The organism is Fibrobacter sp. UWP2, from assembly GCF_900141705.1.
Classification (GTDB): domain Bacteria; phylum Fibrobacterota; class Fibrobacteria; order Fibrobacterales; family Fibrobacteraceae; genus Fibrobacter.
In genome coordinates this window covers 1-23,759 of the sequence record NZ_FQYM01000015.1, presented here as the reverse complement: position 1 = coordinate 23,759, position 23,759 = coordinate 1, and the positions used below count along the sequence as shown (strand labels likewise).

21 protein-coding genes are annotated in these 23,759 nt (G+C 53.7%); 15 read left to right on the top strand and 6 right to left on the bottom strand.

From position 1 onward, the window contains the following. Positions 1–13 precede the first annotated feature (13 nt). The 4 genes from BUB55_RS08365 to BUB55_RS08350 all read left to right on the top strand — a co-directional run bounded on the left by BUB55_RS08365 (position 14) and on the right by BUB55_RS08350 (position 6,128). Positions 14–1,726 (top strand): right-handed parallel beta-helix repeat-containing protein, encoded by a 1,713-nt coding sequence (locus tag BUB55_RS08365; RefSeq protein WP_234971868.1) that lies wholly within the window; start codon positions 14–16, stop codon positions 1,724–1,726. Between the two features lie 26 nt (positions 1,727–1,752). After that, positions 1,753–3,207, top strand: a complete 1,455-nt coding sequence (locus tag BUB55_RS08360) for a GDSL-type esterase/lipase family protein (protein ID WP_234971867.1) — start codon at positions 1,753–1,755, stop codon at positions 3,205–3,207. A gap of 124 nt (positions 3,208–3,331) precedes the next feature. Beyond that, positions 3,332–5,287, top strand: coding sequence for a glycoside hydrolase (locus BUB55_RS08355; RefSeq protein ID WP_073189910.1), 1,956 nt, complete (start codon positions 3,332–3,334; stop codon positions 5,285–5,287). Between the two features lie 70 nt (positions 5,288–5,357). Then, on the top strand, positions 5,358–6,128 hold the full coding sequence (locus BUB55_RS08350; protein ID WP_073189909.1) for a lysoplasmalogenase family protein: 771 nt from the start codon (positions 5,358–5,360) through the stop codon (positions 6,126–6,128). Between the two features lie 319 nt (positions 6,129–6,447). Here the strand turns inward: BUB55_RS08350 and BUB55_RS08345 are convergent, their stop codons facing one another. Then, entirely contained in the window at positions 6,448–6,765 is a 318-nt protein-coding gene (locus tag BUB55_RS08345) for a hypothetical protein (protein ID WP_073189907.1), read from the bottom strand. A gap of 43 nt (positions 6,766–6,808) precedes the next feature. Next, the gene (locus tag BUB55_RS08340; protein WP_073189905.1) at positions 6,809–7,717 is read right to left on the bottom strand and encodes a hypothetical protein; all 909 of its coding nucleotides are present in this window, start codon (positions 7,715–7,717) and stop codon (positions 6,809–6,811) included. 81 nt (positions 7,718–7,798) lie between these two features. Here BUB55_RS08340 and uvrC point away from each other — a divergent pair, with 81 nt between their 5' ends. After that, positions 7,799–9,652, top strand: a complete 1,854-nt coding sequence (uvrC, locus tag BUB55_RS08335; protein WP_073189904.1) for an excinuclease ABC subunit UvrC — start codon at positions 7,799–7,801, stop codon at positions 9,650–9,652. A gap of 3 nt (positions 9,653–9,655) precedes the next feature. Here uvrC and BUB55_RS08330 read toward each other — a convergent pair whose 3' ends face one another. Continuing rightward, positions 9,656–10,546: an FISUMP domain-containing protein gene (locus tag BUB55_RS08330; protein ID WP_083596941.1), complete on the bottom strand. Its 891-nt coding sequence runs from the start codon at positions 10,544–10,546 to the stop codon at positions 9,656–9,658. A 68-nt stretch (positions 10,547–10,614) separates the two neighbouring features. Between BUB55_RS08330 and BUB55_RS08325 the strand changes: the two genes are divergently transcribed. Next, positions 10,615–11,007, top strand: a complete 393-nt coding sequence (locus tag BUB55_RS08325) for an NADH-quinone oxidoreductase subunit A (RefSeq protein ID WP_073189900.1) — start codon at positions 10,615–10,617, stop codon at positions 11,005–11,007. A 71-nt stretch (positions 11,008–11,078) separates the two neighbouring features. On the opposite strand, the gene BUB55_RS08320 is transcribed toward BUB55_RS08325, so the two are convergent. Then, the gene (locus BUB55_RS08320) at positions 11,079–12,167 is read right to left on the bottom strand and encodes a BamA/TamA family outer membrane protein (RefSeq protein ID WP_234971866.1); all 1,089 of its coding nucleotides are present in this window, start codon (positions 12,165–12,167) and stop codon (positions 11,079–11,081) included. A gap of 33 nt (positions 12,168–12,200) precedes the next feature. Here BUB55_RS08320 and BUB55_RS08315 point away from each other — a divergent pair, with 33 nt between their 5' ends. After that, positions 12,201–14,009, top strand: a complete 1,809-nt coding sequence (locus tag BUB55_RS08315) for an ATP-binding cassette domain-containing protein (protein WP_073189898.1) — start codon at positions 12,201–12,203, stop codon at positions 14,007–14,009. Between the two features lie 192 nt (positions 14,010–14,201). Next, positions 14,202–16,895: an Ig-like domain-containing protein gene (locus tag BUB55_RS08310; RefSeq protein WP_083596940.1), complete on the top strand. Its 2,694-nt coding sequence runs from the start codon at positions 14,202–14,204 to the stop codon at positions 16,893–16,895. Between the two features lie 109 nt (positions 16,896–17,004). On the opposite strand, the gene BUB55_RS08305 is transcribed toward BUB55_RS08310, so the two are convergent. After that, positions 17,005–18,174, bottom strand: a complete 1,170-nt coding sequence (locus tag BUB55_RS08305) for an acetate/propionate family kinase (RefSeq protein WP_073189894.1) — start codon at positions 18,172–18,174, stop codon at positions 17,005–17,007. A gap of 76 nt (positions 18,175–18,250) precedes the next feature. Between BUB55_RS08305 and BUB55_RS08300 the strand changes: the two genes are divergently transcribed. The 7 genes from BUB55_RS08300 (at position 18,251) to BUB55_RS08275 (ending at position 23,028) form a co-directional block, all read left to right on the top strand. Further along, complete coding sequence (locus BUB55_RS08300) at positions 18,251–18,781, top strand: phosphatase PAP2 family protein (RefSeq protein WP_073189892.1); 531 nt, start codon at positions 18,251–18,253, stop codon at positions 18,779–18,781. 27 nt (positions 18,782–18,808) lie between these two features. Beyond that, on the top strand, positions 18,809–19,468 hold the full coding sequence (locus tag BUB55_RS08295) for a histidine phosphatase family protein (protein ID WP_234971865.1): 660 nt from the start codon (positions 18,809–18,811) through the stop codon (positions 19,466–19,468). Positions 19,469–19,508: 40 nt separating this feature from the next. Further along, complete coding sequence (locus tag BUB55_RS08290; protein ID WP_073189888.1) at positions 19,509–20,000, top strand: hypothetical protein; 492 nt, start codon at positions 19,509–19,511, stop codon at positions 19,998–20,000. Between the two features lie 141 nt (positions 20,001–20,141). Next, complete coding sequence (locus BUB55_RS08285) at positions 20,142–20,915, top strand: hypothetical protein (protein ID WP_073189886.1); 774 nt, start codon at positions 20,142–20,144, stop codon at positions 20,913–20,915. Between the two features lie 44 nt (positions 20,916–20,959). After that, positions 20,960–21,136, top strand: a complete 177-nt coding sequence (locus BUB55_RS14220; protein WP_159431948.1) for a hypothetical protein — start codon at positions 20,960–20,962, stop codon at positions 21,134–21,136. A gap of 156 nt (positions 21,137–21,292) precedes the next feature. Beyond that, positions 21,293–22,651, top strand: a complete 1,359-nt coding sequence (locus BUB55_RS08280; protein WP_073189884.1) for an ATP-binding protein — start codon at positions 21,293–21,295, stop codon at positions 22,649–22,651. A gap of 38 nt (positions 22,652–22,689) precedes the next feature. Beyond that, entirely contained in the window at positions 22,690–23,028 is a 339-nt protein-coding gene (locus tag BUB55_RS08275) for an ORF6N domain-containing protein (RefSeq protein ID WP_369828160.1), read from the top strand. Positions 23,029–23,052: 24 nt separating this feature from the next. On the opposite strand, the gene BUB55_RS08270 is transcribed toward BUB55_RS08275, so the two are convergent. Continuing rightward, positions 23,053–23,658, bottom strand: coding sequence for a GIY-YIG nuclease family protein (locus BUB55_RS08270; RefSeq protein WP_200778523.1), 606 nt, complete (start codon positions 23,656–23,658; stop codon positions 23,053–23,055). Positions 23,659–23,759 lie beyond the last annotated feature (101 nt).

The following is a 23,759-nucleotide window of genomic DNA, read 5'->3' as shown; positions in this document are numbered from 1 at the left end:
GTTTGAGGTGTTTATGAAAATGAAGCGCATGTTGTGTGCGGCCGTGATTGCCTTGGCTGCAGCGGAAACTTTCGGTGCGGTCTACTACGTGGCCCCCGACGGAAAGAATACGAACAAGGGAACAAAGGATAGCCCCTTCGCGACCCTCAACAAGGCGAATTCCGTAGTGAACGCGGGCGATACCGTCTGGATTCGCGGTGGAACCTACTTGCATACGGACACGAACTATGTGAAAAACGACAATATGTTCGCGGGCATTCACTTGACCAAGAGCGGCTCAAGCGACAACAAGCGCATTCATTACCTCGCATACCCGGGCGAAAAGCCGGTCATCGACTTCAGCAAGATGCCGATTGCCGACGGTTCGAACAACATAAGGTACACTTCGGGTATCCTGATTCAGGCGCAGTACCTGCACCTGAAAGGACTCGAAGTCAAGAACGTGCCCATGAAGGGCGAATCTAACGTGGGCGTGTACATTTCACGCAGCAAGCATATCTTCTTGGAACTGATGGATAGCCACCATAACGGCGGTTCGGGATTCTTCGTGAACGAACGCGGCACGGGAAGTGCGGGCGGCCACCTGTTCTTGAACTGCGACAGTCACGACAATTACGACCCCAACGGGCGCCAGGGAGACGGACAGAATGCCGACGGCTTTGGTGTGCACTACCAGCAGGGTGGCGATACGACGAAGTTCATCGGTTGTCGTGCCTGGTGGAACAGCGACGACGGCTGGGATTTTATTAGCCAGGAATTCCCGGTAGTCATCGAGAACAGCTGGGCGATGGGCCATGGCTACAGCAACTACGGTACAGGCAAGCCGAAGGATGGCAACGGCAACGGTTTCAAGGCGGGGAGCAGCAAGACGGGTGTGCGCCACACCATCCGCAACTGCGTCGCCTGGAAAAACAAGGCGTCGGGCTTTTACGCAAACCACAGCAGCGGCGGTAACGACTGGTTCAACAATACGGCCTACATGAACGGTACTGCGTTCAACATGTGGGCGAGTACCTGGGATGCAAATGACAACCGCACCGACGGCGTCGTGCTCAAGGGGAGCAAGGCTCACGTGATGAAGAACAACATCGCCTTCCCAAACAAGACGGCCTACATTGGCGGTGAATATGCGGCGGGCGAATACAATACCTGGAACCTGAACATTACCCCGAAGGAATCGGATTTCGTGAGTGTCTCTGACCCGAGCATGACCGTGACGGGCGAGGAACTCGGGCCTCTCGGTGGTGCATTCGGCCCGCGCCAGGCCGACGGCAGCCTTCCGGATATCGACTTCCTGAAACTTGCGAAGAACAGCCAGATGATTGACAAGGGCGTGAATGTGGGGCTCAAGTACGAGGGCGAGGCTCCGGATTTGGGTGCGTACGAATACGGCTATGTGGCGCCTGTTATAGTGCCGGTCGATACGTCGGTTGCGTCGGCCGATTCCAGCACCACGGCGCTTGCAGCAAGTCCGTTCGCGTTCGCCGCGGCTGTAGCTTACAATGCTTCAACCCGCACCTTGACCGTCCATCACAACGGTTTGGGCAAGAGCGTGCGCATCTACACCGTGGGCGGAAAAAATACCTATGAACAGAGCCTCGGCGGCACTTCCGCAGAAACCATGGTCTTGCCGGCAAGTATTGCAAATGGCGTGTACTTTGTGCAGGTGGTGATGCCGCACAGTGTTTCCAATGCCCGTGTGCAAAAAATCAAGGTCACGGAGTAAAAAACTCAAGATATAGGGAGTGAAATATGAAAAACTTTATTGAAGAACTTGCCTTCATGCCTGCAACGATATTTGCCTTGACTTTGCCTTTCAGTTTTGCGTATTCTGCCGATAGCTACAAGTTTGATTTTGGGGATGGACCCGTTGCTGCGGGTTATACCCAAATCAAGTCGAGTACCAAGTTCTCGGAATCGCAGGGCTATGGCTTTGAATCGGGAACGGTCAAGTCGGTGGATCGCCTTTGGGACGATGAACTCACCACGGATTTTTTGACATGCTCAGGAGAAATGGTGTTCTCTGTGGTGTTGCCCCAGGCAAACTACGAAGTGACCGTTACTTTTGGCGATGGTGAAAATGATGCCGAGACCACCATCAAGGCCGAAAACCGCAAATTGTTATTCGACAGGGTGACGACCGCGGGTGCCGTATTCTCTACACAGTCCGTTTCACTCCGCCGCATGGAAACCAAGAGTATTGACGGCAGCGTGACCATGAAGATTAAGGACAGGGAAAATGGCTATAGGACTTGGGACAACAAACTCACGTTTGTCATCAGCGGAAAAGCCCCTGCCGTGGCGGGTATCGAAATCAAGAAGAAACCTGACGTGACGACCCTGTGGCTTTGCGGGAACTCCACCGTGGTGGACCAGCTGACGGCTCCATGGTCGGGCTGGGGGCAGATGATACCTGGATTCTTCAAGTCTTCGGTTGCTGTTGCCAACTACGCAGAATCGGGCCTTACGGCTAGTGGCTTTTTGTCGATGAAACGCTTGGACAAGATCCTTGCCGAAGTCCGCAAAAACGACTACGTGTTTGTGGAGTTTGCCCACAACGATCAAAAGAATGCGAATGACGTTGCCAATTACGAGAATACGCTGAAGTCTTATTGCGACAAGATTAAGGCCAAGGGCGCTATCCCCGTGCTAGTGACATCGACGGCGCGCCAAGGGGAACTGGACCCTGCGACCAGCGTGGGCGGGCTCCCCGAGAAGATGCGCAAGTTCGCCAAGTCCAACGGGATTATCTGTTTGGATTTGAACCAGCGTACGGTGGAACTGCAAAAGGCGTTGGGCAGCGAAAAGTACCAACTCTACATGCACACTGCTAGCGACAAGACCCACTTTTGCGAATACGGCGGTTACGAACTTGCGCGTGCCATGCTCCTGGAAATCGAGGAAAAGATTCCGGCGCTTAAGCCGCACTTCCGTGATGACTACGAACCGCTGAATACCGCGAAGCCCGACCCGACGGACGTGTTGAGCCTCCCCAAGGACCCCATTACTGCTGGCGGCCTGATTAACGTTGACGAGGAGGTCCCCGGTGTGGAAACTCCCGTTGATTCGGTTTACGAGGAAGTGGAGGGATTGAGGAAAAAAGAGGTTCGGAGTTTGTATAAGGAAGGTTTACGGAAACAGTTCCTAATAAATGGCAGGGCTTATAGGGACCGTGCCAGGAATTGGAATCCAACATATACTCGCTAAAAAGTTCCCTATACCTCAGCGTCCTCGGGTTTTTGCCCGGGGACGTTTTGTGCATATATTCAGGTTTTGTCCACATTTGACTTTCGGGCGTTTAACATATATATTTACATCAAGGAGTTGGTTTATGAAATACTGGAGCAAGTATTTAATGATGGCGGTCTTCGCCATGGCGGCCCTTGCCGCAAATTCCATGGCGCAAACGAAGGTCGTCGTGGACCCTTCCAAAAAGTACCAGACCTTTGAGGGCTGGGGCTCTAGCCTGTGCTGGTGGGCTGTGAAGGCGGGCGCCTGGGACGAAGCGAACTACCAAAAGCTGGTGGGCGCGATTGCCGACCCCGATACGGGCTTGGGCTACACGATTTTCCGTTACAACATTGGCGGCGGAGACCAGCCGGGTCACAACCATTTGACCAAGGGCGATGGCGGTGGCAAGGTGCCGGGTTACAAGACTAGTGAATCGGGCAGTTACGACTGGTCGGCGGATCCGGGGCAGCGCAACATTTTGATGGCGCTCAACAAGAGGGTGAAGGACCCGATTTACGAGGCGTTCAGCAATTCGCCGCCGTGGTGGATGACCAAGAGCGGTTGCGTGTCGGGCTCGAACGACGGCAGCGACAACCTCAAGGAAGATTACTTTGACGATTTTGCCGAGTACCTCTCCGAGGTGGCGAAGCACTTCAAGACGGAATGGGGCGTCACCTTCCGCACGGTGGAGCCGTTCAACGAGCCGAGCGCCGGCTGGTGGAAGGCGAACGGCGACCAGGAGGGCTGCGGTTTTAAGAACAACCAGTCCAAGATGATTGTGGAGCTGGGCAAGGCGCTCAAGAGCAAGGGGCTGTTCCCGGAGACCATGGTGAGCGCCGCCGACGAGACCTCGATTAAGCAGGCTCATGACCAGCTGGGCAACTACACTGCCGAGGCGCTTTCGTACCTGGGCCAGGTGAACACGCACAGCTATTCGGACGGCAGCTACCGTGCGCAACTGTATAACCGCGCCTTTGCCCTGGGCAAGCGCCTGTGGCAATCGGAGACGGGACCGCTGCACAAGAGCGGTGACGAGAACATCACGCTGTGGATGGCGAACGTGATTATCCAGGACCTGCGCGACATGAAGGCAGAGGCGTGGATAGACTGGCAGCTGGGCGACCCCGCCGAGAACTGGCGCACCTTCGCCATGAACCACAGCAAGCAAACGTTTTCGTATGGCCCGCGCTATTACATGCATGCCGCATTCAGCCGGTTTATCCGTCCGGGCTCCCGCATTATCGCAAGCGACAATGGCAATACATTGGCGGCGCTCAGGCCCGACGGGGCGCTTGTGATTGTGGTGCGCAACAGCGGTTCTAGCGACGTGAATTACAGTTTTGACTTGAGCGGGTTCGAATCGGCAGGCTCGACGGTGAAGGTCCACCAGTTCGCCTTGCCCGGGAGTCTCAAGGCTCTCTCGGATTTGAAGGTCGCGAACAAGGCGATTGCCATGACGGCCCCGTCGAACACGGTGACGACGCTGGTGGTGGCCGACGTGGACCCGGGTGCGGGCGGTCAGTGCACGCCCAGCGACTTGATTCCCTACGTGAAGGTGCATGACGGCGGTTGGAACGAGACGACCTCAGTGGAACCCAACAAGGGCGATTCCCTGGTGATTGGCCCGCATCCCTATGACGGCGGGCGTTGGCTGTGGTCTGGCCCCAACGGCTTTAGCTATGCGGGCCGCGAAGTGCGCTTCAAGAACATGGACGGGACCATGAGCGGCGTTTATACGGGCACCTACACCAATGCGGTGGGCTGTGAAAGCTCTGTGGACATCAAGGTGGTGGTGAACGACCCGGACCACCCCTACGTGGAGCCCGACACCTCGACGACAGGCATTCGCGTTGCCCGTCGTGGCGCCGAATTGGAATTGACTGCCCCGCGTCAGCAACTGCATGTGAACGTGTACGACATGCAGGGAGTCTTGGTAAAGCGCCAAGAGGTGGTTGGCTCGGCCACGCTCTCACTCCAGGGATTGCCTCGCGGCGCCTACCTTGTACAAGTTCGCAATAATCGCGGTAAAACGCTCTTACAGCGGATGGTACATTGATGGATAGTTTACTGATGGTTGTATAAAAAAGTACAAACAACATAAGGTAGAATTTACTATTATTGCGGTTATGATGAAAAGAATACACATAACCGCATTTTTAATTGTCGTCACGATTCTTGCCGTGGCGTTCTTTGTTCGCGACTGGTATGTATTTTACCAGTGCGGTGCCGTTGAACAGTGCCTGGTGGATTCCAGCCATTTCCAAAATTATGCCAAGTTCGCTGTGACGGCAATTATGACCATTGTCGCCCTCTTTATTGGCAAGGATGCCTTGTGCAAGCGGGATCGCCGCTTTTTGCAGCTCAGCTTTGTGTTCGCCCTGTGCGCGGACTTTTGCCTCAAGATCCTCCACAATGTGGCGAGCCTGTTTGAGCACAGCGGCGACTACACGCTGCTCGGCATTTGTTTTTTTATGGTGGTCCAGGCGCTGTTCATTTACAGGCATACCCGCGAGAGCGATGACGACAAGCATACGCCGGGCATTATTGTGGTGCCGTTCGTTGTGATGTTCATTTGCAACGCGCTCCACTTGTTTGGCGTGTTCGGCGGGCCGACCATCCCCACCGTGGCTACCTACGGCGCCTTCCTCATTTGCAGTTTGATTGTGGCGTGGCAGGCTCCCAAAAAAGGCTACTTCCCGGCAAAGAACGCGCGCAATATCAAGCGCGGCATGATTCTATTCTTTTGCTGCGACGCCTGTGTGGGCATTTCCTTGGCGACCGGCGCCGACCACAGCCTGCAAGAGATCGTGGCGACCGTTGCCAACAACTTTGTGTGGTACTTCTACACGCCGGCGCTAATACTTTTGGCCCTTAGCGGGTATCGCCGCGACAGGTAGTTTTGGCCTGGGGGCAAGTCCTAAAAAAAGACGCTCGGTCGATTGACCGAGCGCTTTTTTTTAAAGGTTAGGCACACAAACACGGTGGAACACTCGAAGCTACTCATCTAAAATGGATAGCAGTGCCTTGGGATTTCGTTTTTCGCGTCGAAGCGCGCCTAAACTTGACCACAAGAGCAACGAGCTGTTTTAATCTTGTTAGATCGGGCGTTAATCCGTGAGGTGCCTTGACTATAATATATTCTCGTTCACTCAATAAAACAAGTATTTTATCGCTAGATTTTGCACTTTGTTTGTCACTTTTGTGTAAAACCTTGATTTACCCCCATTCCTTGGAGTGGTCGATCCCCTCCTCGAGCAGCGACGTGATGTCCTTGATCCCCTGGTCCATTTGCTCCTTGAGCACCTTGGCCTGGTGGAGACGCTTGCGCAGCTCAAAGATTTGCTGGCCCATTTCGAGGGCGAGCAGGGCCATGCGTTTGCTGGCTTCCAGGTTGTACTTTTTGTAACCTTCGTAACGCTCGGCAATGTAGTCGAGGATTTCCTTCAGGTCCGCGTCAGACAAATCTGTACGGATCTGAAGCCGTTCCGAGGCGACGGTCACGCTTAAAGGTCTGTGAGATTCGAGTTCTGGCATTATCGCATTCCTACGCCGAATGGATCATCGTCCATCAGCATCCTTATCCGAAAAAATTTGTAGACGAGCCTCCATTGCTCGTCGAAAATAAATCGTTGTCCTTTTCATTGGCGCCATGAACCTCAATGGGTTCGTCCTCTTCGTCTTCAGAAATCTGGTTGAAGTCGAGGACCGGTTCGTCGGGGTTGATGTCTTCGGAAATTTCTACGGAGGGTTCGGGGGTCGCGGGTTCGGCGGCGCTCTCGGGTTCGGCTACCGGCTCTTTGACGGCTTCCTGGGCAGGGGCTTCTTCGGCCGGCGCAGGTTCTTCGGCGACGGGCTGTTCCTCGGCGGGTTGTTCCGCGGTAGGCGCCTCGGCTGCAGGGGCAGCGGTGCCGTCCAGCGTAAATTCCGTACCCAGTTCCGTCTCGATGGTGGAGAGAAGCTGCTTGAACTTTTCCTGCGCCTCGGTGATCTCTTCGCCCTGCGCTTGGATGGTCTCGTTCAGCTTTTCGATGCAGTTGACTTTTTCGGTCAGTTCGGCGTTGAGGCGCTCGATTGCCGCATCCCTGCCGGCGATTTGCCCGTTGAGGCTCTCGATGTTTGCGACCTTGCCGGCGAGCTGGCTGTTGAGGCTGTTGATGATGCCGTCCTTTTCTTCAATCTGCATGTTCATCGACTGGATCTTGGCACCGTTTTCATCAATCTGCATCTTCAAGAAGTCGACCTCTTCCTGCTTTTTGTTCAGGGCGTCGTCCTGGGCGGCGACTTGGTTCGCGCGGGCGTCCAGGGCGGCCTTGCAGTCCATGAGGTTTGCGTTGGCGGTTTCCAGGAGCGTATTCTTGTCCTGGAGTTCGGCCTTGGCCCCGGCAAGGCTTTGCTTGAGGCTGGCCACTTCTTGGCGCAGGCCGCGGACTGTAGCGAGTACCCCGTCGACCTTTTGCGAAAGGAGATTGATGTTATCTAGATTCATTTAGTTACTCCGTAATTTCAGGGGGTATGGTATACCTATAATAAGATATATAAAAAAACGGACGGGGTAGATAGAAAAAAAATGACTATAATTCTACCCATGGTTCCCGTTTCCGAGCACATAGAGCGACGCTTGGCGGAGCTCCCGGCCCTGCCGGGGGTTTACATTATGCGCAATGCCCAGGGGAAGATCATCTACATTGGCAAGGCGAAGGTCCTCAAGAACCGCGTGCGCAGCTACTTTGACGGGAGCGACCACAGCGGACATAGGGCCGCCACGCTCATGCTGCCGTTTATACGGGATATCGAGTGGATTATTACCGAGAGCGAGGCCGAGGCCCTCATTTTGGAGGCCAACCTGGTGCGCAAGCACACGCCCAAGTACAACGTGGAACTCAAGGACGACAAGCATTTCCCGTACTTGGCGTTCTCGGTCCACGAGCCGTTCCCCAGGCTTTTTTTGAGCCGGGCGGTTCACAAGGACGGCTGCCAGTACTACGGCCCGTACATGGGTTCCCGCATGATAGCCCAGCTCCAGGATATCGCGGCGAGGCTGTTCCAGATTCGGGAATGCTCGCTCAAGCTCCCGCTCGCCAAGCCGGCGCGACCCTGTCTCAACTACCACATAGGCCGCTGCAACGCCCCCTGCGCCGGGCTTGTTACGCCCGAGGAGTACCGTAAGTCGGTAGAGCAAACGCAAATGCTGCTGAACGGCAAGCGCGACGACCTGATTGCCCTTTGGGAGCGCGAGATGCTGGAGGCGAGCGAGCGGCTGGATTTTGAGACCGCCAAAAAGAGGCGCGACGCCATCCAGGCGCTCAAGGTGACGGGGATCCATCAAAAGACCGACGTGACCGACGCGAACCTGTGCATGGACGTTTTGAGCCTGCGCCGCAACGGCAGCATGGCCGCCGCCGTGATATTCGAGTACCGCAACGGCGTACTTTGCGGTCGGCGCCATTACCGCCTCGACTGCAAACTCGAGGAGAACGAGACCGAAATTTTGCAGCAAATGGTGCTGCAGTGGTACATGGACGTGGACTTTGTGCCCGGCGAAATCGCGACCGACGTGCCACTCCCCGACGACGCCGAGAGTTTGATGCAGGCGCTTTCGACCCGGGCGGGCCACAAGGTTACGCTCACCAACCCGCAGCGCGGCGAAAAGCTGGGCTTCCTCAAACTGGCTGGGGCGAACGCCGACATGATTTTGGTCGAGATGCGCGCCGAGATCCAAAAGTACAGCGAAATCGACGGCAGCGTGTTTGAGCTCCAGCGGGTGCTGGGCCTCAAAAAGACGCCCTTCCGCATCGAGTGCGTCGACATTTCGCACTTGAGCGGCACCAACACCGTGGCAAGCCTGGTCGCCTTCAAGAACGGCCGGCCCGACAAGGCGAACTACCGCAAGTTTATCATCAAGACCGTGGAGGGCGTCGACGACTTCGCGAGCATGCGCGAGGTCATGACCCGCCGCATTAGGCGGCTTGAAGAAGAGGGCACGCCCATGCCCGACCTGTGGGTGTGCGACGGCGGCAAGGGCCAGGTGGACGCCACCATGCAGATTCTCAAGGAACTGGGGCACGATCAGGACCTGCCCCTGATAGGCCTTGCCAAACGGCTCGAAGAGATTGTGTTCCCCGACGACCGCAAGAGCATTGTGCTGCACCGCACGAGCCCCGCGCTCAAATTGCTGCAGAACGCCCGCGACGAGGCCCACCGCTTTGCCATCACCTACCAGAGGAGCAAACGCAAAAAGGACCTGGAGGTGGAGTGGCTCAAGATTCCAGGCGTGGGTCACGAGACCCGTATAAAGATCTTGAGCAAATACAAAAGCGCGGAGGCCTTTATGCAGGCTCCGCTCGAAGATATCATTGATTTGCTGGGGAAGATCCGCGGCAGCAGGCTCCGCGAGCAGGTCGCGAAGTACGTTGCCGAGTAGTGGTTATTCTTCGCCTTCCTTCTTTTGAATGCAACGGACGTTGTAGGCGCGCTCGCTGGCGGAACCGCTCTGGAGCTGTAACGTGTGCTTGTCGGTGTAGTCTTCGATGCGCCAGGAGTTGAACTCGCCGTTGCTCTCGACCCAAATGTAGCCCTGCTCTTTTTCAAGGCCGTAGCTGGCGTTGTCGCCTTCGATCTTGAAACGCCCGCCAACGGTCCACCAGGTGGTGTCCTTGGCAGCGGCGGCAGCCTGGACTTCGTCGACGGTCGGGAGTCTCCAGCCGCCGGGGCAGGCGTAGGATGACGCCGCGGCATAGGTATAGAACGTGCCGTACAGGTCGCAAACATCCTTGTCGTCGCCGTTCGTGGTGCAATAGGAACCGGTGGGCGATTCGCGTTTGATGTTCTCGGACATCCAAAGACGGCCGGCCACGGTTTCAACAGTGTACGTCTTGTTGTCGCGGACGTCGGTCATCTTGTTGCCTTCGACCTTGGCTGGGTCTTCTTTTTGGACCTCGATGGTAATGGCGCCTCCGCCCACGTCGGAACTGGACTGGGGGGCTTGTTCCGTGGAGGAGGAACTGCGGGGGTAGTTGGCCTCGCAGCCTTCGGTCCAGCAGAATACTTCGCCACTACTCATGTAGGGCTTGTCGTAAACGTTCGAGCTGGCAGAGATATAGACCGGTTTGTGGATGGTCGTATCGTTATTGATTACGGAATCCCTGATTACGGTGGAGTCGCCCGGATCAACGTATGTTGTTTCTGGAACAGCAGTTGAGGAAACGCTAGTCGGAAATTCATTCACTTCCATGGCTGCTGACGGAGTATCAGAAGAACAGGCCGTAAAGGCAGAAAACACACCCAAAACGCCCATTAATGTAATGATTCGTTTCATGTCCCCAAATATACTTTACATTTTACGGGGTTAACAGAAAAAAGTTTTTTACTATTTTTTTTATCACTATGAGCAATGTTGAAATTTTCGACACCACTTTCGCCATGACCATCCTGGTTATAATGGCTATCTGCATTCCGGCCATCCTCCTCCTTGCCAACTGGTTCCTCCACCCGGGCAAAATTAAGCAGGTTTTGATCAAGGGATCGTCGTATGAGTGTGGCCTAGCTCACGTTTCTGGTACCGCCAACGAGCGTTATCCGGTCAAATATTACATGGTCGCCATGCTTTTTTTGGTGTTCGACCTCGAAGTGGCGTTCCTCTACCCGTGGACAGTCCAGTTCTTGACCGGCGGTTGGGAACTGCTCTTTGTGCTCCTCGGCTTCCTCGTGATTCTCGAAGCGGGCTACACCTACCTGTACAAGAAGGGCGTACTCGACTGGACGAGCATCAAGGACTAAATCAAGAAATTCTATTTCGCTAAAAGCACGGACTTCGACCCTAGGAGTCCGTTTTTTTTGCCCTAAAGGGATTAAAAGGCTTCCCTCAGGTAAAAGGTGAGCCCAATGTTTTTAAAATCCACAAGCGAGAGGTCGGCGCGGGCGTAGAGCCTTTCGTTCATGTTGAGCGCGAGCTGCCCCCCGAAGCCCACTCCCGTGTGCCACTGCTCGCGCCACAGGTCGCTAAAGTATTCGCCTGTTTTGCCGCCTTCAAAAAAGATGTTCCCTGCGAGGCGCCAAAAGAGCGCTTTGCGGAACTCGGTTTGCAGGAACAGCGCCTGGTTCCCGTTGAAGTAATTTGTTTTTACGCCGCGGAATCGTTTGACGCCATCGGCTCCAGCCAACATGTCGAACGGGGCGTTGCCGTTGACGCGCTTCCACATGCAGCCCACGGCCATCGAGGTGTTCCATATAAATTCACTGAAGCCGCGCAAGTCGAGTTTTGAAACGCTGTAGTCAAAGTCCCCCAGCGTCTTGGGGTAAATGTCCTGTTCCCATTGCGCAAAAAAGCCGTGGCGGGCCCAGTTGAGGTTGTCGCGCGTATCGTAGGTGAGGTGGTAGCCCACGCCGTTGCGCCAGCCGTCCACGTCGCCGGGGTACACGATTTCGCCCTCGTAGTCCTCGTGCTTGAAGGTGCTGTTGTTGAACTCGAAGTTGACCCCGTACTTGAAAGCCGAGAGCTTTCGGGGCAAGAGGAAGTTGGTTTCGAGTTCGCCCTGCGTGTAGAACGTGGAACGCTCGAATTTGCGATAGTCGTCTATGTCGGGGTCGTTGCCGAACCCGTAAAAGCGCCCCGTCCAATTTTCGTAAAAGAAGTAGACTTTGCCCGAGAGCTGGTCGTGGAACAAAAAGAACAACGGTGCAATGGAGGCCGAGTACTGGTCCTCGGTGGTGGCGTAGGCAATAATGTCGAGTTCACTGGTGCGGCCGCCCTTGAAACTGGGCTTAAAAAAGAAGTTGCCCATGAGTCCGTATTCGAACTTGGTCTCTTCGGTGTAGCCAACTACCGGGATTATGGCAAAGCGTTGGAAGTCGTCTTCTTCGGTTTGCGCCGGAGCGGGCGTGAACAAAGACGCCCCCGCGAGGCAAGCTGCAAAGACGATTTGAAAAAGGCGGCTCACAAGGGGTAATGTAGAAAATTCTAAATTGGGGTCATGCCCATTCTCTCTGCGCAAAACATAATGCTCCGTTTTGGCGGGCCGCCCCTTTTAGACAACGTTTCGTTCGACATTGAGCCGGGCGACCGCATTTGCCTTGTGGGCCGCAACGGCGAGGGCAAAAGTACGCTCCTCAAGATTTTGACGGGCGAAATGGAGAGCAATTCGGGCGAGATTGTTAAAAAGGCGGGCCTCCGCGTGAGCCGCATGATCCAGGAAATCCCCGCGCACATCGAGGGGACTGTCCGCGAGATCGTGATGGCTGGACTCTCGGCGGACGGCCAGCACAATACCCATGCCGAGGCGATTCTGGGCAAGACGGGTATTGATGCCGACGCTTTTTACGACGATTTGAGTGGCGGGCAAAAGCGTCGCGTGCTGTTTGCACGGGCCGTCGCCGAGGATCCGGACCTGCTTTTGCTGGACGAACCCACGAACCACCTGGATATCCCGGCGATTCAATGGCTCGAGGGGATTGTGACCCGTTTGAATTGCGCCGTCATGTTCGTGAGTCACGACCGCGCCTTTGTACGACGTACCGCCACCCGCATTTTTGAACTGGACCGCGGACGCGTGCGTTGCTGGGACTTTCCGTATGACAAGTTCGTGCAGTTCCGCGATCAGGCCCTGGCCGAAGAGGAGAAGGCGAACGCGTTGTTCGACAAGCGCTTGGCCGAGGAGGAAGTGTGGATCCGCAAGGGAATCCAGGCGCGGCGCACCCGTAACGAGGGTCGCGTGCGTGCGCTCATCAAAATGCGGCAAGAACGGGCCGAGAGGCGCACGCGCACCGGATCGGTGAACATGCAGATTACCGAAGCCGAGCGATCCGGGCGCCTGGTGGCTCGCCTCACCGACATCTCGTACACTTACGACGGAGCGCCGCTCATTAGCCATTTTACGACCGAGGTCAGCCGCGGCGACCGCATTGGCATTGTGGGCCCTAACGGGAGCGGCAAGACCACGCTCCTCCGCCTCATTTTGGGCGAACTCAAGCCCAACGAGGGCGAAGTGCGCCTGGGGAGCAACCTGCAAATCGCCTACTTTGACCAGATGCGCACCCGGCTGCGCGAAGACAAAAGCCTCGTCGAGAACATTGGCGACGGCCAGGCCTACATTACGCTGAACGGCGTTAAACGCCATGTGTTAAGTTATCTGCAAGACTTCTTGTTTTCGGCCGAGCGTGCCCGCGGGCCCATTAGCGCCTTGAGCGGCGGCGAACGCAACCGTCTTTTGCTCGCTTGCTTGTTTAGCCACCCGAGCAACGTGCTGGTGCTGGACGAACCCACCAACGACCTCGACATGGAAACGCTCGATCTTTTGGCTGAGCTCCTTGCCGACTACAAGGGGACCGTGCTCACTGTAAGCCACGACCGCGCCTTTTTGGACACCGTGGCGACGGGAATTTTTGCCATCGAGGAAAACGGCAACGTGTTCGAGGCGGTGGGCGGTTACAGCGACTACGAGGCGAACAAGAAGATGCGCGACAAGGAGACCGCTCGCGCAGAGCAGGCCCGTGAGGAGCAAACCCGTGCTCAGGTTGCCCGTACCGGGGGGAGTTCCACCGAAACCGCGGCCCCCAAAAAGAAGAAGCGCAGCTACAACGAGGAGCGCGAATACAACGCTCTCCCCGAAAAAATCGACAAGCTGGAGGCCGAGATAGCGGGCTTCCAGGCGGAGCTCGCCAAGCCCGAGGTCTACACCAACGCCACCCGCATTGTGGAACTTCAAAAGGAAATCGCCGACCGCGAGACCAAGCTCGAGAAGGCATACGAGCGCTTTGAAATTTTGGACGCGCTGGGCGGCTAGACCGCGCCTGGCAGACCGTCAACCGTTTTTTTTCGAAAAAGGGCCTGTTTTGGGGGCTTTTTGGGGCCATCCCGCAAAAACCGCCCCCTCCCCCCTCTTGTGTGACGCCCGTCAAATTGTTATTTTAATATTACGTGGTAAGGGGTCCGCCGCACAGGCGGTTTTAATCGGTTTTAAAGAAAGGAGTTCTTTATGACAGTTACAAAAACTCTTTTGACGGTAGCGGCCCTCGGTATTGTGGCCGGCTACACCCACGCCGCCACCGCTGTGGTGTGGAGCGACGAAGACGAAGCCACTTTCGAAACGGCATATTCGTACGTTTATGAGTATGGCACCAAGGCCACCGTCGATACGACGAACGTGAACGAAGTCAAGGTGATTGACTTCTCTGTTCCCACGACAAGCACAAATTCGGGCGCGGGCTACGGCATCGGCTGGAAGCAGACCTGTGACGAAAATGGGGAAAATTGCAAGGATTCCTACATCTCGCTTTCTGCGTACAAAGGCGCTTGCGTTACCTATAAGGCTTTGGCGCCGGTCCGTCTGGATTTTAAGCAATCCTCCATTAGCGACGGCAACTTTTACGGTGTCACCTTGCCGGCTTCGACCGGATTCAAGTCAACTTTTGTGGCTTTCGATGACCTGACCCAGGGCTGGAAGTCCGATGTAACCGTTAAGTGGAATGTGGATAGGCAGACCGGTGTCCAGTTTAGCTACAAGAGCGAGATGGCCAAGAAGTCCGGCATCGCCGAAAACACTGTTGAAGTTTCAAGCTTCATTTTGGGCGACAAGTGCGTTACTTACCCGCCAGCCCTTGTTGGTGACGCCGAAGGTGAGGCCGTCTTGAACGAAGGCGACACCCTTTCCATCAAGCTCTCCAGTATCTTTAGCGACAAGGATGGCGACGCGCTGGTGTCTGTTTCTTTTGCGGATCCCGTTGCTACGGCTCTTGTTGCAAAGGACCTCGGTTTGGGCGAAACGGTAAAAATTGTGGCTGTCTCCAACACCGATGGCGAGACTGTGGTTACCCTGACTGCCGATGACGGCGAACACGCTGCTGTCACCTACGAACTCGCCCTTACCGTAATTGACAATGAAAATGCTCCGGTGGCTGTCGACGACGCCTACTCCATGTCTGAAGACGATTCTCTCAAGGTGCTCGCCAGCAAGGGCGTGCTTGTCAACGACTATGATGCTGACGAAGATAGCTACACTGCGACTTTGGTTAAGGAGCCGTTGCACGGTACTTTGACATTCAGCGAAAAGGGCTCCTTCACTTACGTCCCCAATCCCGATTTTTATGGTACAGATGTATTTACCTACGAGATTACCGAGGTTGCCCGTACAGATGACTCCTATGAACCCAAGACCAGTGAACCTGCCACGGTGACTATTACGGTGAAGAACGTGGAAGACCCGGCCAAGGTTGTGGTCACTGACTCTACCATCTATGTCAATGACGAGGCGCAAAAACTCGGCACTGTTATTGAGGTGAAAGAGGACTTTGACGCGTTTGAAGTTTCCATTCCGACGGCGAATATTGTGTTCACTGACCCTGATGCGATAAGCGCCACCGGCATCGAAGTGAAGATCAAGAGCAACAAGGGCGTTGTCACAGTTTCTGAAGTGGGCAAAATTGCCAACGATTACATATTCGATGTGACGTCTGTCGCTAACGCAAACGGAACGGACACCCTCTTCTTGTTTGCCGCCGAGGGCAAAGATACGGTCGGCGTGAACATAATTATCAAGGTCAGTGCGGTGGACGATCCTCCACTTGCCGTTGCAGACTCCTTCAAGGCTCTGCAGGGGGCGGAATTCAAGACGACTGCCAAGAATGGCGTTCTGGCTAACGACAAGAACCCCGACAATGCCAAGGATACTTTGAAGGCTGTGCTGGTTGAAAAGCCCAAGAACGGCAAACTTGAACTTAAGGAAGACGGCAGCTTTACCTACACCTCCGACGCCGACTTTACGGGTGAGGATTCCTTTACCTATAAGGCAGTCAATTCGAAGAAGGTGGAGTCCGAAGAAACGACGGTGACCATTACGGTCGGCGAGAACTTGGTTCCCAAGGTTCTTGTTGCCAAGGTCGATACGTCTACGACGGAAGATGCCACCAAGAGTATCAGCTTCCTCAAGGCCATTTACACAAGCTGGTTCAAGAGCCAGACTGACGGAACGCTGACGTATTCTGCCAAGAGCAATGATGGCAAAATGACTGTGACTGTAACGACGGCTTCTATTACCATTAAGCCGGTCAAGGATTCTTGTGGCAAGGCTGTGGTGACGGTGTATGCGACCGATGGCGACTACACTCCGGCTGAAATGCAGATCGTCGTGGATATTGCTCCGGTGAACGACAAGCCTGTGCTGCTCAAGACGGATACGCTCTATGTGAAGAACATAGAGAAGTGGTCCGTGAGTGTTGATATGAGTGATTATGTGAGCGATATTGATGACGACTCTTTAACCTATACGCCCAATATGACTCCGGCTTTGTCTAAAAAAGTTGAAGCGGCTATCAAGGGCGATTCCCTGACGTTCTCCTTTGTTGAAAAGGCTACGTATGAAGAAGGCGAGACTTTTGCAATTGGTGTTAAGTCGGCCGATGCTGCCGGCACCTATGTGACGGTGAACTTCTTTATTGTGCTGGGCAAGGAAAACGCCAAGGACGGCATTGCCCCGATGATTGCGCAGCCCAAGGCTACCTGGCAGAATGCCGTGATGCAGAGCCACGGCAGCGTGGCTCTCCTCGACATGCAGGGCCGCGTGATGTGGCAGGCTAAGCTCCCGGTCTCGGAAGCCGACGTGCGTAACGCGAGTGCCCAGGTGCAGGGTCGTAAGATCCTCCGCGTCAACAACCAGACCTGGACGATTAAGTGACGCACGTAGTGTGTCAATAACGAAAGAAAGGCTCCGCAATGCGGAGCCTTTTCAGACCGTTTGCGCTAGAATCTGCAAAATAGGTGCAGGGCTGGCGCTCTCGTACCTATCACACCAGAGCTTCGGTGTCGAGGGCGATGAGGAGTTCCTCGTTGGTCGCGACGACGATGGCTTTGGGCGTGCCGTCCTTCGTGATGAGGTGGTTCGATTCCTTGCCGCTCTTGAGGTTCCTTTCCTCGTCGACCTGGTAACCGAGGAGCTTGAGGTTGTCGAGCGCCTGCTTGCGCACGTAGAAGCTGTTCTCGCCGATGCCGCCGGTAAAGACGATGGCGTCGATGCGCGGAAGGGCCATGGCGATGCCGCCGATTTCGCGGGTGAGGCGGTAGCAGAACACGTCGAGGGCGATTTGCGCCTGCTTGTTGCCTTCGCTCGCCGCCTGCGTCAGGGTGCGCATGTCGTTGGAAAGTCCAGAGAGGCCGAGGAGGCCCGATTCCTTGTTCACGAGCTTGTCGAGGCGGTCGATGTCGTAGCCGTACTTCTTGCTGATGTAAAAGAGGATGGCGGGGTCGAGGCTTCCGGAGCGGGTGCCCATGATGAGACCCTCGAGCGGGGTGAAGCCCATGGTGGTGTCGACGCATTTGCCGTTCAAAATGGCGGAACAGCTGCTGCCGTTGCCCAGGTGGGCCGTGATGAGGCAGGTCTCTTCGGGCTTGGTGCCAAGCACCTTGCAGGCTTCAGCAGTCACAAAACGATGGCTGGTGCCGTGGGCACCGTAACGGCGGATCTTATCTTCTTCGTAAAACTTGTAGGGGATGCCGTAGAGGAAGGCCTTTTGCGGCATGGTCTGGTGGAAGGCGGTGTCGAACACGGCCACCTGCGGGAGGCCCGGGAAGAACTTCATGGCGCATTCCATGCCGGTTGCGTGGGCGGGCTCGTGGAGAGGGGCAAAGAGCGTGATGCTGCGGATGTAGTCGATGACTTCTTGCGTCACCTTTTCGCTCTTGATGTACTTGCCGCCGTGCACTACGCGGTGGCCAATGGCTTCGATGGTGTCGGTGAGTTTTTGCGTGTCGAGGAACTTTTTGACCTGGTCCACGGCTTCGGCGTGCGTGGGGCAGTCGAAGTTGAAGTCGATCTTGCCTTCGGGGCCCTTCGCCTTGGTGTGGCCGTCAACGCCGATGTTCTCGACGAGGCCGCTTGCAATGGATTCCCTGGTCTTGGTGTCGATGACGGCAAACTTCACGGAGGAGCTGCCGCAGTTTAAAACGAGTACGCGCATGTTGAGCCTCTATATTTTATTGTTTGTTTCCAGCGTGGAAAAATAGGAAATTCAAATAAAACTAGATTTGGGGTTGATGTTAAAACGCATAGCAGAATTTGACAATCGGGTGTCTGTCTACTGGACAAATCGCCGTTTTTCCAAGGGAACCGAGAAACTCCTCAAATTTTACGTGCGCCTTGGCGACGGCTACATCTGGGCGGCGTTCGCGCTGTTCGTCTTCTTGAAGGTCGGCTGGGACCGCTTTTTGCCGATCCTCTGGCAGGCGCTCATGGCGCTCGCGGTGAGCCTTGTGCTTTACGAGGTGGTTAAACTCAATACCAAACGCCCGCGCCCGTTCGCGGCGAACCCGCAAATCAAGGCGGAAGTTCCGCCGCTCGACAAGTACAGCTTCCCTTCGGGTCACACGATGAACAACCTGGCGGTTGCGAGTGCCGTTTTCTTTTGTGTTCCCCAATATGGCTGGATCATGATTCTTTTGCCGCTCACATGGGGGCTTTTGCGCGTGTACTTTGGCGTGCATTGGCTCACGGACATTTTGTGCGGGTTCTTGCTCGGCATATTGAGCTTTGTGCTTGGGCATGTCATTTGGATAACGATTTTTTAGGGAATTGTGTCATTCTTGGACTTTGTTTTGGGAAAAGATTTTTTTGAGTCGCTGGCGAATGACGAGCGCGTGTTCCTCCTGATACGTCACGGAGAACGCAACCACATTACGCCTAACGACCCCGATTACGGCGCGCATGTGGGTCTTACGGAACGCGGTCGCGAGCAGGCTTTCTCGCTTGGCCGGAGCATCCCCGACGGCGACATGGTCTTTTTCTCGAGCCCGGTAGGACGCTGTATGGAAACGGCCCGTTGCATCGGGGAAGGGCACGGGCTTCGCGAGGTCCATGTGGAACCGCTCGGTTGCCTTGGCGATTTTTTCGTGCAGGACCAGGGCGAGTTCGAAAAGGTGCTGCGCGCCGGGTTTTACGAAGGCATTTGCGCATGGCTAGAAAACGAGACCTCGCAAGGGGCCCGCGGTACCCGCGAAGCGTTTTACCCACTGGCGAGCCGCTCCAGAGAGATGCTTTCGACGATGCTTTCGAAGGGTGTTGCACGCTTCAACATCTTCGCGACGCACGACGCCTGGGTGGTTCCGTGTCTCACACACTTCTGTAACATGCGTTTTACGCCCCGGCGCTGGATGAATTACCTCACCGGAATGGCCGTGGTGACTGGCCCGGAAGGCTGTGCGCCCCGCCGCATTGTTCCCGTGACTGGCCTTGAAACGGGCTGGCTGGAGTTCTAGATTCGCGGTTCCAAACAGGGGCCTGCAAAGGAGTTTCGCAATGCCGGAACAAGTCTTGACGCATGAATCGCTGGTGGAGTTTTTCGGCGAAGAGGAATTCAAGAAACTGTGCAACCACGAGGCGGGCCACGCGCTTGTCGCGTTCCTGTTCAAGCGCCCGCTGGATTACGTGAAGATGAACAATTCCAGGGAGCAGCCGGGCACCACGCACATCGCGGGTACGGAACTCGAGGGCGACGCGCATATCGCGATGGCGGGCCATATCGCGGAATTCCTGATGCGCAAGGATTTCAAGTGCGACCTCGACACCGTCATGAAGGAACTGCCCATGGAGCTCTACAAGAGCGATCCGGATTACCAGAAGTTCCAGGCGGCGTGCTACTATTTTCAGCTGGTCGAGACGAACGTGGTCGAGCAGGATTACAACATCCTGATGGCATGCCGCAAGGCCCTTTGTGGGATTGCCGAAGCGTTGAATCAGCGCGTGTACCTGACCCGCGATGATATCGAAAACATCCTGAAAAAAGCCTAAAAACCCCAAAAATACGATTTTTGGCAAGTGACATTTTTTGTCGCTCTCTTTTTGTATATTAATCACTGTGCTTATGCATATATTTACATACATGCATAGCGAATATGAAACAAATATTAGAAAAACACCAGGAGGTTTTCCATGGCAATCATATTCGACGATTCAAGATCTATCAACGATTACCTCAAGAAACCGGACTCCCATCCGGAATCGTTCGTCTCAATGTGCAAGCGGCAGGCGGCGGGGCTGAAGCTGATTAGCGACGAAATGGAAAAGGAGAGAAAAGAGCAAGAGGAACTGCACGAACTCCAGGAGAAGCGTTTCGAGCGCAAGAAGAAATTGCTGTTCGACAACCTGGACCTCATCATGCGCCACCGGGACGAAATCCTCGCGACACCGCGCTACGCGAACATAGACGCCCACTACGCCATCAAGGGCGGCGGGCTCTACGTAGGCCCCCTGCACACCTCAAGGGCGTTCAACATTGCAGGCAGCATCGTCAGGGTCGGCCTCAGGCTTGCGACACTTCTGCGCATCTGGGAAACCGACCAGTTCAAAGTCGAGTGCAAGTGCGGCGGAACGGCGGTCATCCGCAGCTTCACCGGGTCCCCGCTTTCGGGCAGTTCCCGCGCGACCGCATATTGCCCCGAGTGCAAGCAGGAAATTCGCGTCAAGAACCGTAGTTTCGGGCAGTATTTCTGGTTCTTGCAGACCAGCCTTTCCGAAGACGTCGAGACCGTCGCAAAGTCAATCATCGCCAAGTGGACGCTCGCCGAAGCGGAATACGAGAAGAAGGTCGAAAAGGGAAACTATAAAGACCCGAGACCCGGAGCCGAATTCCACGGCGACGGCGAGCCTTGCAATCTCGAAACGATGATTAACGAGTTAAGGTTGAATGAAAATGTCAATATTTGACATAAATTATTGGATAAATTTAAATTGCAAAAAAGGAGCAAATTATGACACTCGAAGAAAAAGTAAAAGAACTCTACAACGAGCTGAAGCCCAAGTGCCAAGCCGAAAACTTGAACCTGGATTGGGAAATCCATAAAGCCCTAAGGCGTTTTCGCAAGGAACATCCCGATCTCGATGACCAGTGGGCCCGGGAGGCAGAAGGATTAGGGCCAGAAGATTAACGGCACTCAACACCAGGAAAGGCATTTACAATACGAATGAAAAAATGTAAAATATGCAAAAATAATTCCTAATATACTCGTTTTCCACTAAAATTATATATATTAGGAATGAAAAACGTTATAATATGCAAAAATAATTCCTAAAAAGGGCGAAAAATGTTCAAAAGACAGGTCTATCTGGACAAATTGGTCCATTCCATCGGGAATGGTTTTATCAAGGTGATTACCGGAATTCGGCGTTCCGGCAAGTCCTTTCTGTTGAACACCCTCTTTTACGATTACTTGAAATACAATGTAACGGATGCAGAACATATAATCCGGTTTGCTTTCGATTCCGCCGAAGACCTTGAACGAATCGGCGAAAATCCGATTGAACTACAGTTGAAGAAAAAGCAGGTGGATCCGGCAAAATTTATGGACTATCTGAAAACGCATACCAAGGAAGGTGAACGGTATTTCTTGTTGTTGGACGAAATCCAGGAGCTGGGTGCGTTTGAGTCGGTCTTGAATTCGTATCTTCGGAAACCGGAATTTGAAATTTTTGTAACGGGGAGCAATGCGAAGTTTCTGTCGAAGGACTTGATTACAGAATTTGCGGGGAGAAGCGACCAGATTCATTTGTTGCCGCTTTCTTTTAGCGAGTTCATGGAAAATTTTTCTGGGGACAAGTACCAGGGCTTTGCGGAGTATCTGCTTTATGGTGGTCTGCCACTTGTGGCACAGGAAAGTAATGCCGAAAAGAAACGTCATATCCTGTCGAGTCTTTTTGATGAAGTCTATATTCGCGATGTCGTCAAGCGGAACAAAATCAGGAACGAAAATGATTTAAGGGACTTGATTGATGTCTTGTCTTCGTCAGTGGGTTCACTGTCGAGTGCAGAAAAGATAACGAACACCTTCCATAGTGAAAAGAAGTCCAAGATAACCCGCAATACCGTAGCGAAATTTATCGATTATCTGGAAGATGCTTTCATGATAAGTTCGGCTTCGCGCTATGACATCAAGGGCAAACGATATATCGGTGCTCCGAAGAAGTTCTATTTTGCAGACTTGGGACTCCGAAATGCGAGACTCAATTTTAGGCAGTTCGAGGAAACGCACCTGATGGAAAACGCCATATACAATGAACTGCTATATCGCGGTTTTAACGTGGATGTTGGCGTGGTGGAGCTAGCGCAAAAGAACGAGAACGGGTCTGTTTCCCGCAAGAACCTTGAAATAGATTTTGTCTGTAATCTTGGGTCGCAGCGTTACTACATTCAGTCGGCATTTTCAATGCCGGATAATGAAAAAAGGGCCCAGGAAATTAGGCCGTTCAAGACGGTTCGGGATTCGTTCAAGAAAATTGTCGTCACAAAGGATTTTGTGCCGGCTTTCTATGACGAAAATGGAATTTTAACCATGAACGTCATTGATTTCTTGATGGAACCGAATAGTTTGATTTCCTTGGGCTTAGATGCCAAAAGGAGCATAAGTTCCAAAATCTACGCCCCAAAATCCGTGATCGTGCTGTAGATGGTCGCGAGGGATAGAGGGTAAATGAATCCTTAAACTTGATATCGGAAATTCCGATATCAAGATGGGGAGGATCTCGGAAGCCACCCTACGCATTTACCGAGCAGGGTATTTACATGCTCATGACTGTTCTTAAGGGCGAGCAGGCGACAGCGCAGAGCAAGGCGCTCATCCGCCTTTTCAAACAGTTGAAGGATTACGCCGTATCGGAAGGCTTACTGCTCAATGGTTCGGGTGTCACTCCGCTGGCGCTGCAAACCGCCCAGAACACAAGGGATATTTCCGATGTATCGGCAGATGTCAAGGTTCTTTCTGGCGAGGTGCACGAAATACTGCGACAGCATGTTGCAGTTTTGGCCAGAAGGGTGGACAGCTGAAACGCTTATATGTCTTTTATCTGATCACTCCAAAGCTTTGGCCTTGCTTTCTTTACGAAGCTTTTGCAACGTTTTTTTCATGCTTTGTGCCGACGGATGTTCGTTGTCGCGGATATTCAGGACTCGTAATTTGGCTTGAATGAGGTCCTTTTCGATTTTTTCAATTTCCGTCTTGGCTTCGATGGAATTGATTTCATAATTGCTATAGAATACTTCTACTTTTAGGCGATCTATAAAATCGTTCGTTTCTTTTTTGGCCAGTTGATTATTTGCAACAATACTCGAAATTGTTTGACGTAAAGTTGAAAGGTAACCTTTCTCGACTCTCTTTTTATCGTGCTTGTCATTCACATGCCAATTAATTCTTGACCGCACGGACTCCTTTACGGCAATTCCCACATAAACACAATAAAATTCATCAAAACATTCAACGACATTTTCGCGAATAATTGTATCAAAATCAGCTCCCAGCTTCGAAAGAATCATCCTGAAATCTTTTTTATTCGCCCACCATTTGTAGTAACCGGGGCGGTTCTCTATTTCATTCAATTTTGGGGATTTTTCGTTATCGACGGGGCGAAGTTCCTTAGGTTCAAAAAAAAATCCATGCATCATTTTATTTTCCCCCATAAAAAAGAATTTGTCCCTTTTTTAGTTGAAAATCCAGGTCTCCAACTGGTGTAAATCTAGGCTATTAGCGCTTCATTGTCAAGTAGTTTCATGCTCTTTTC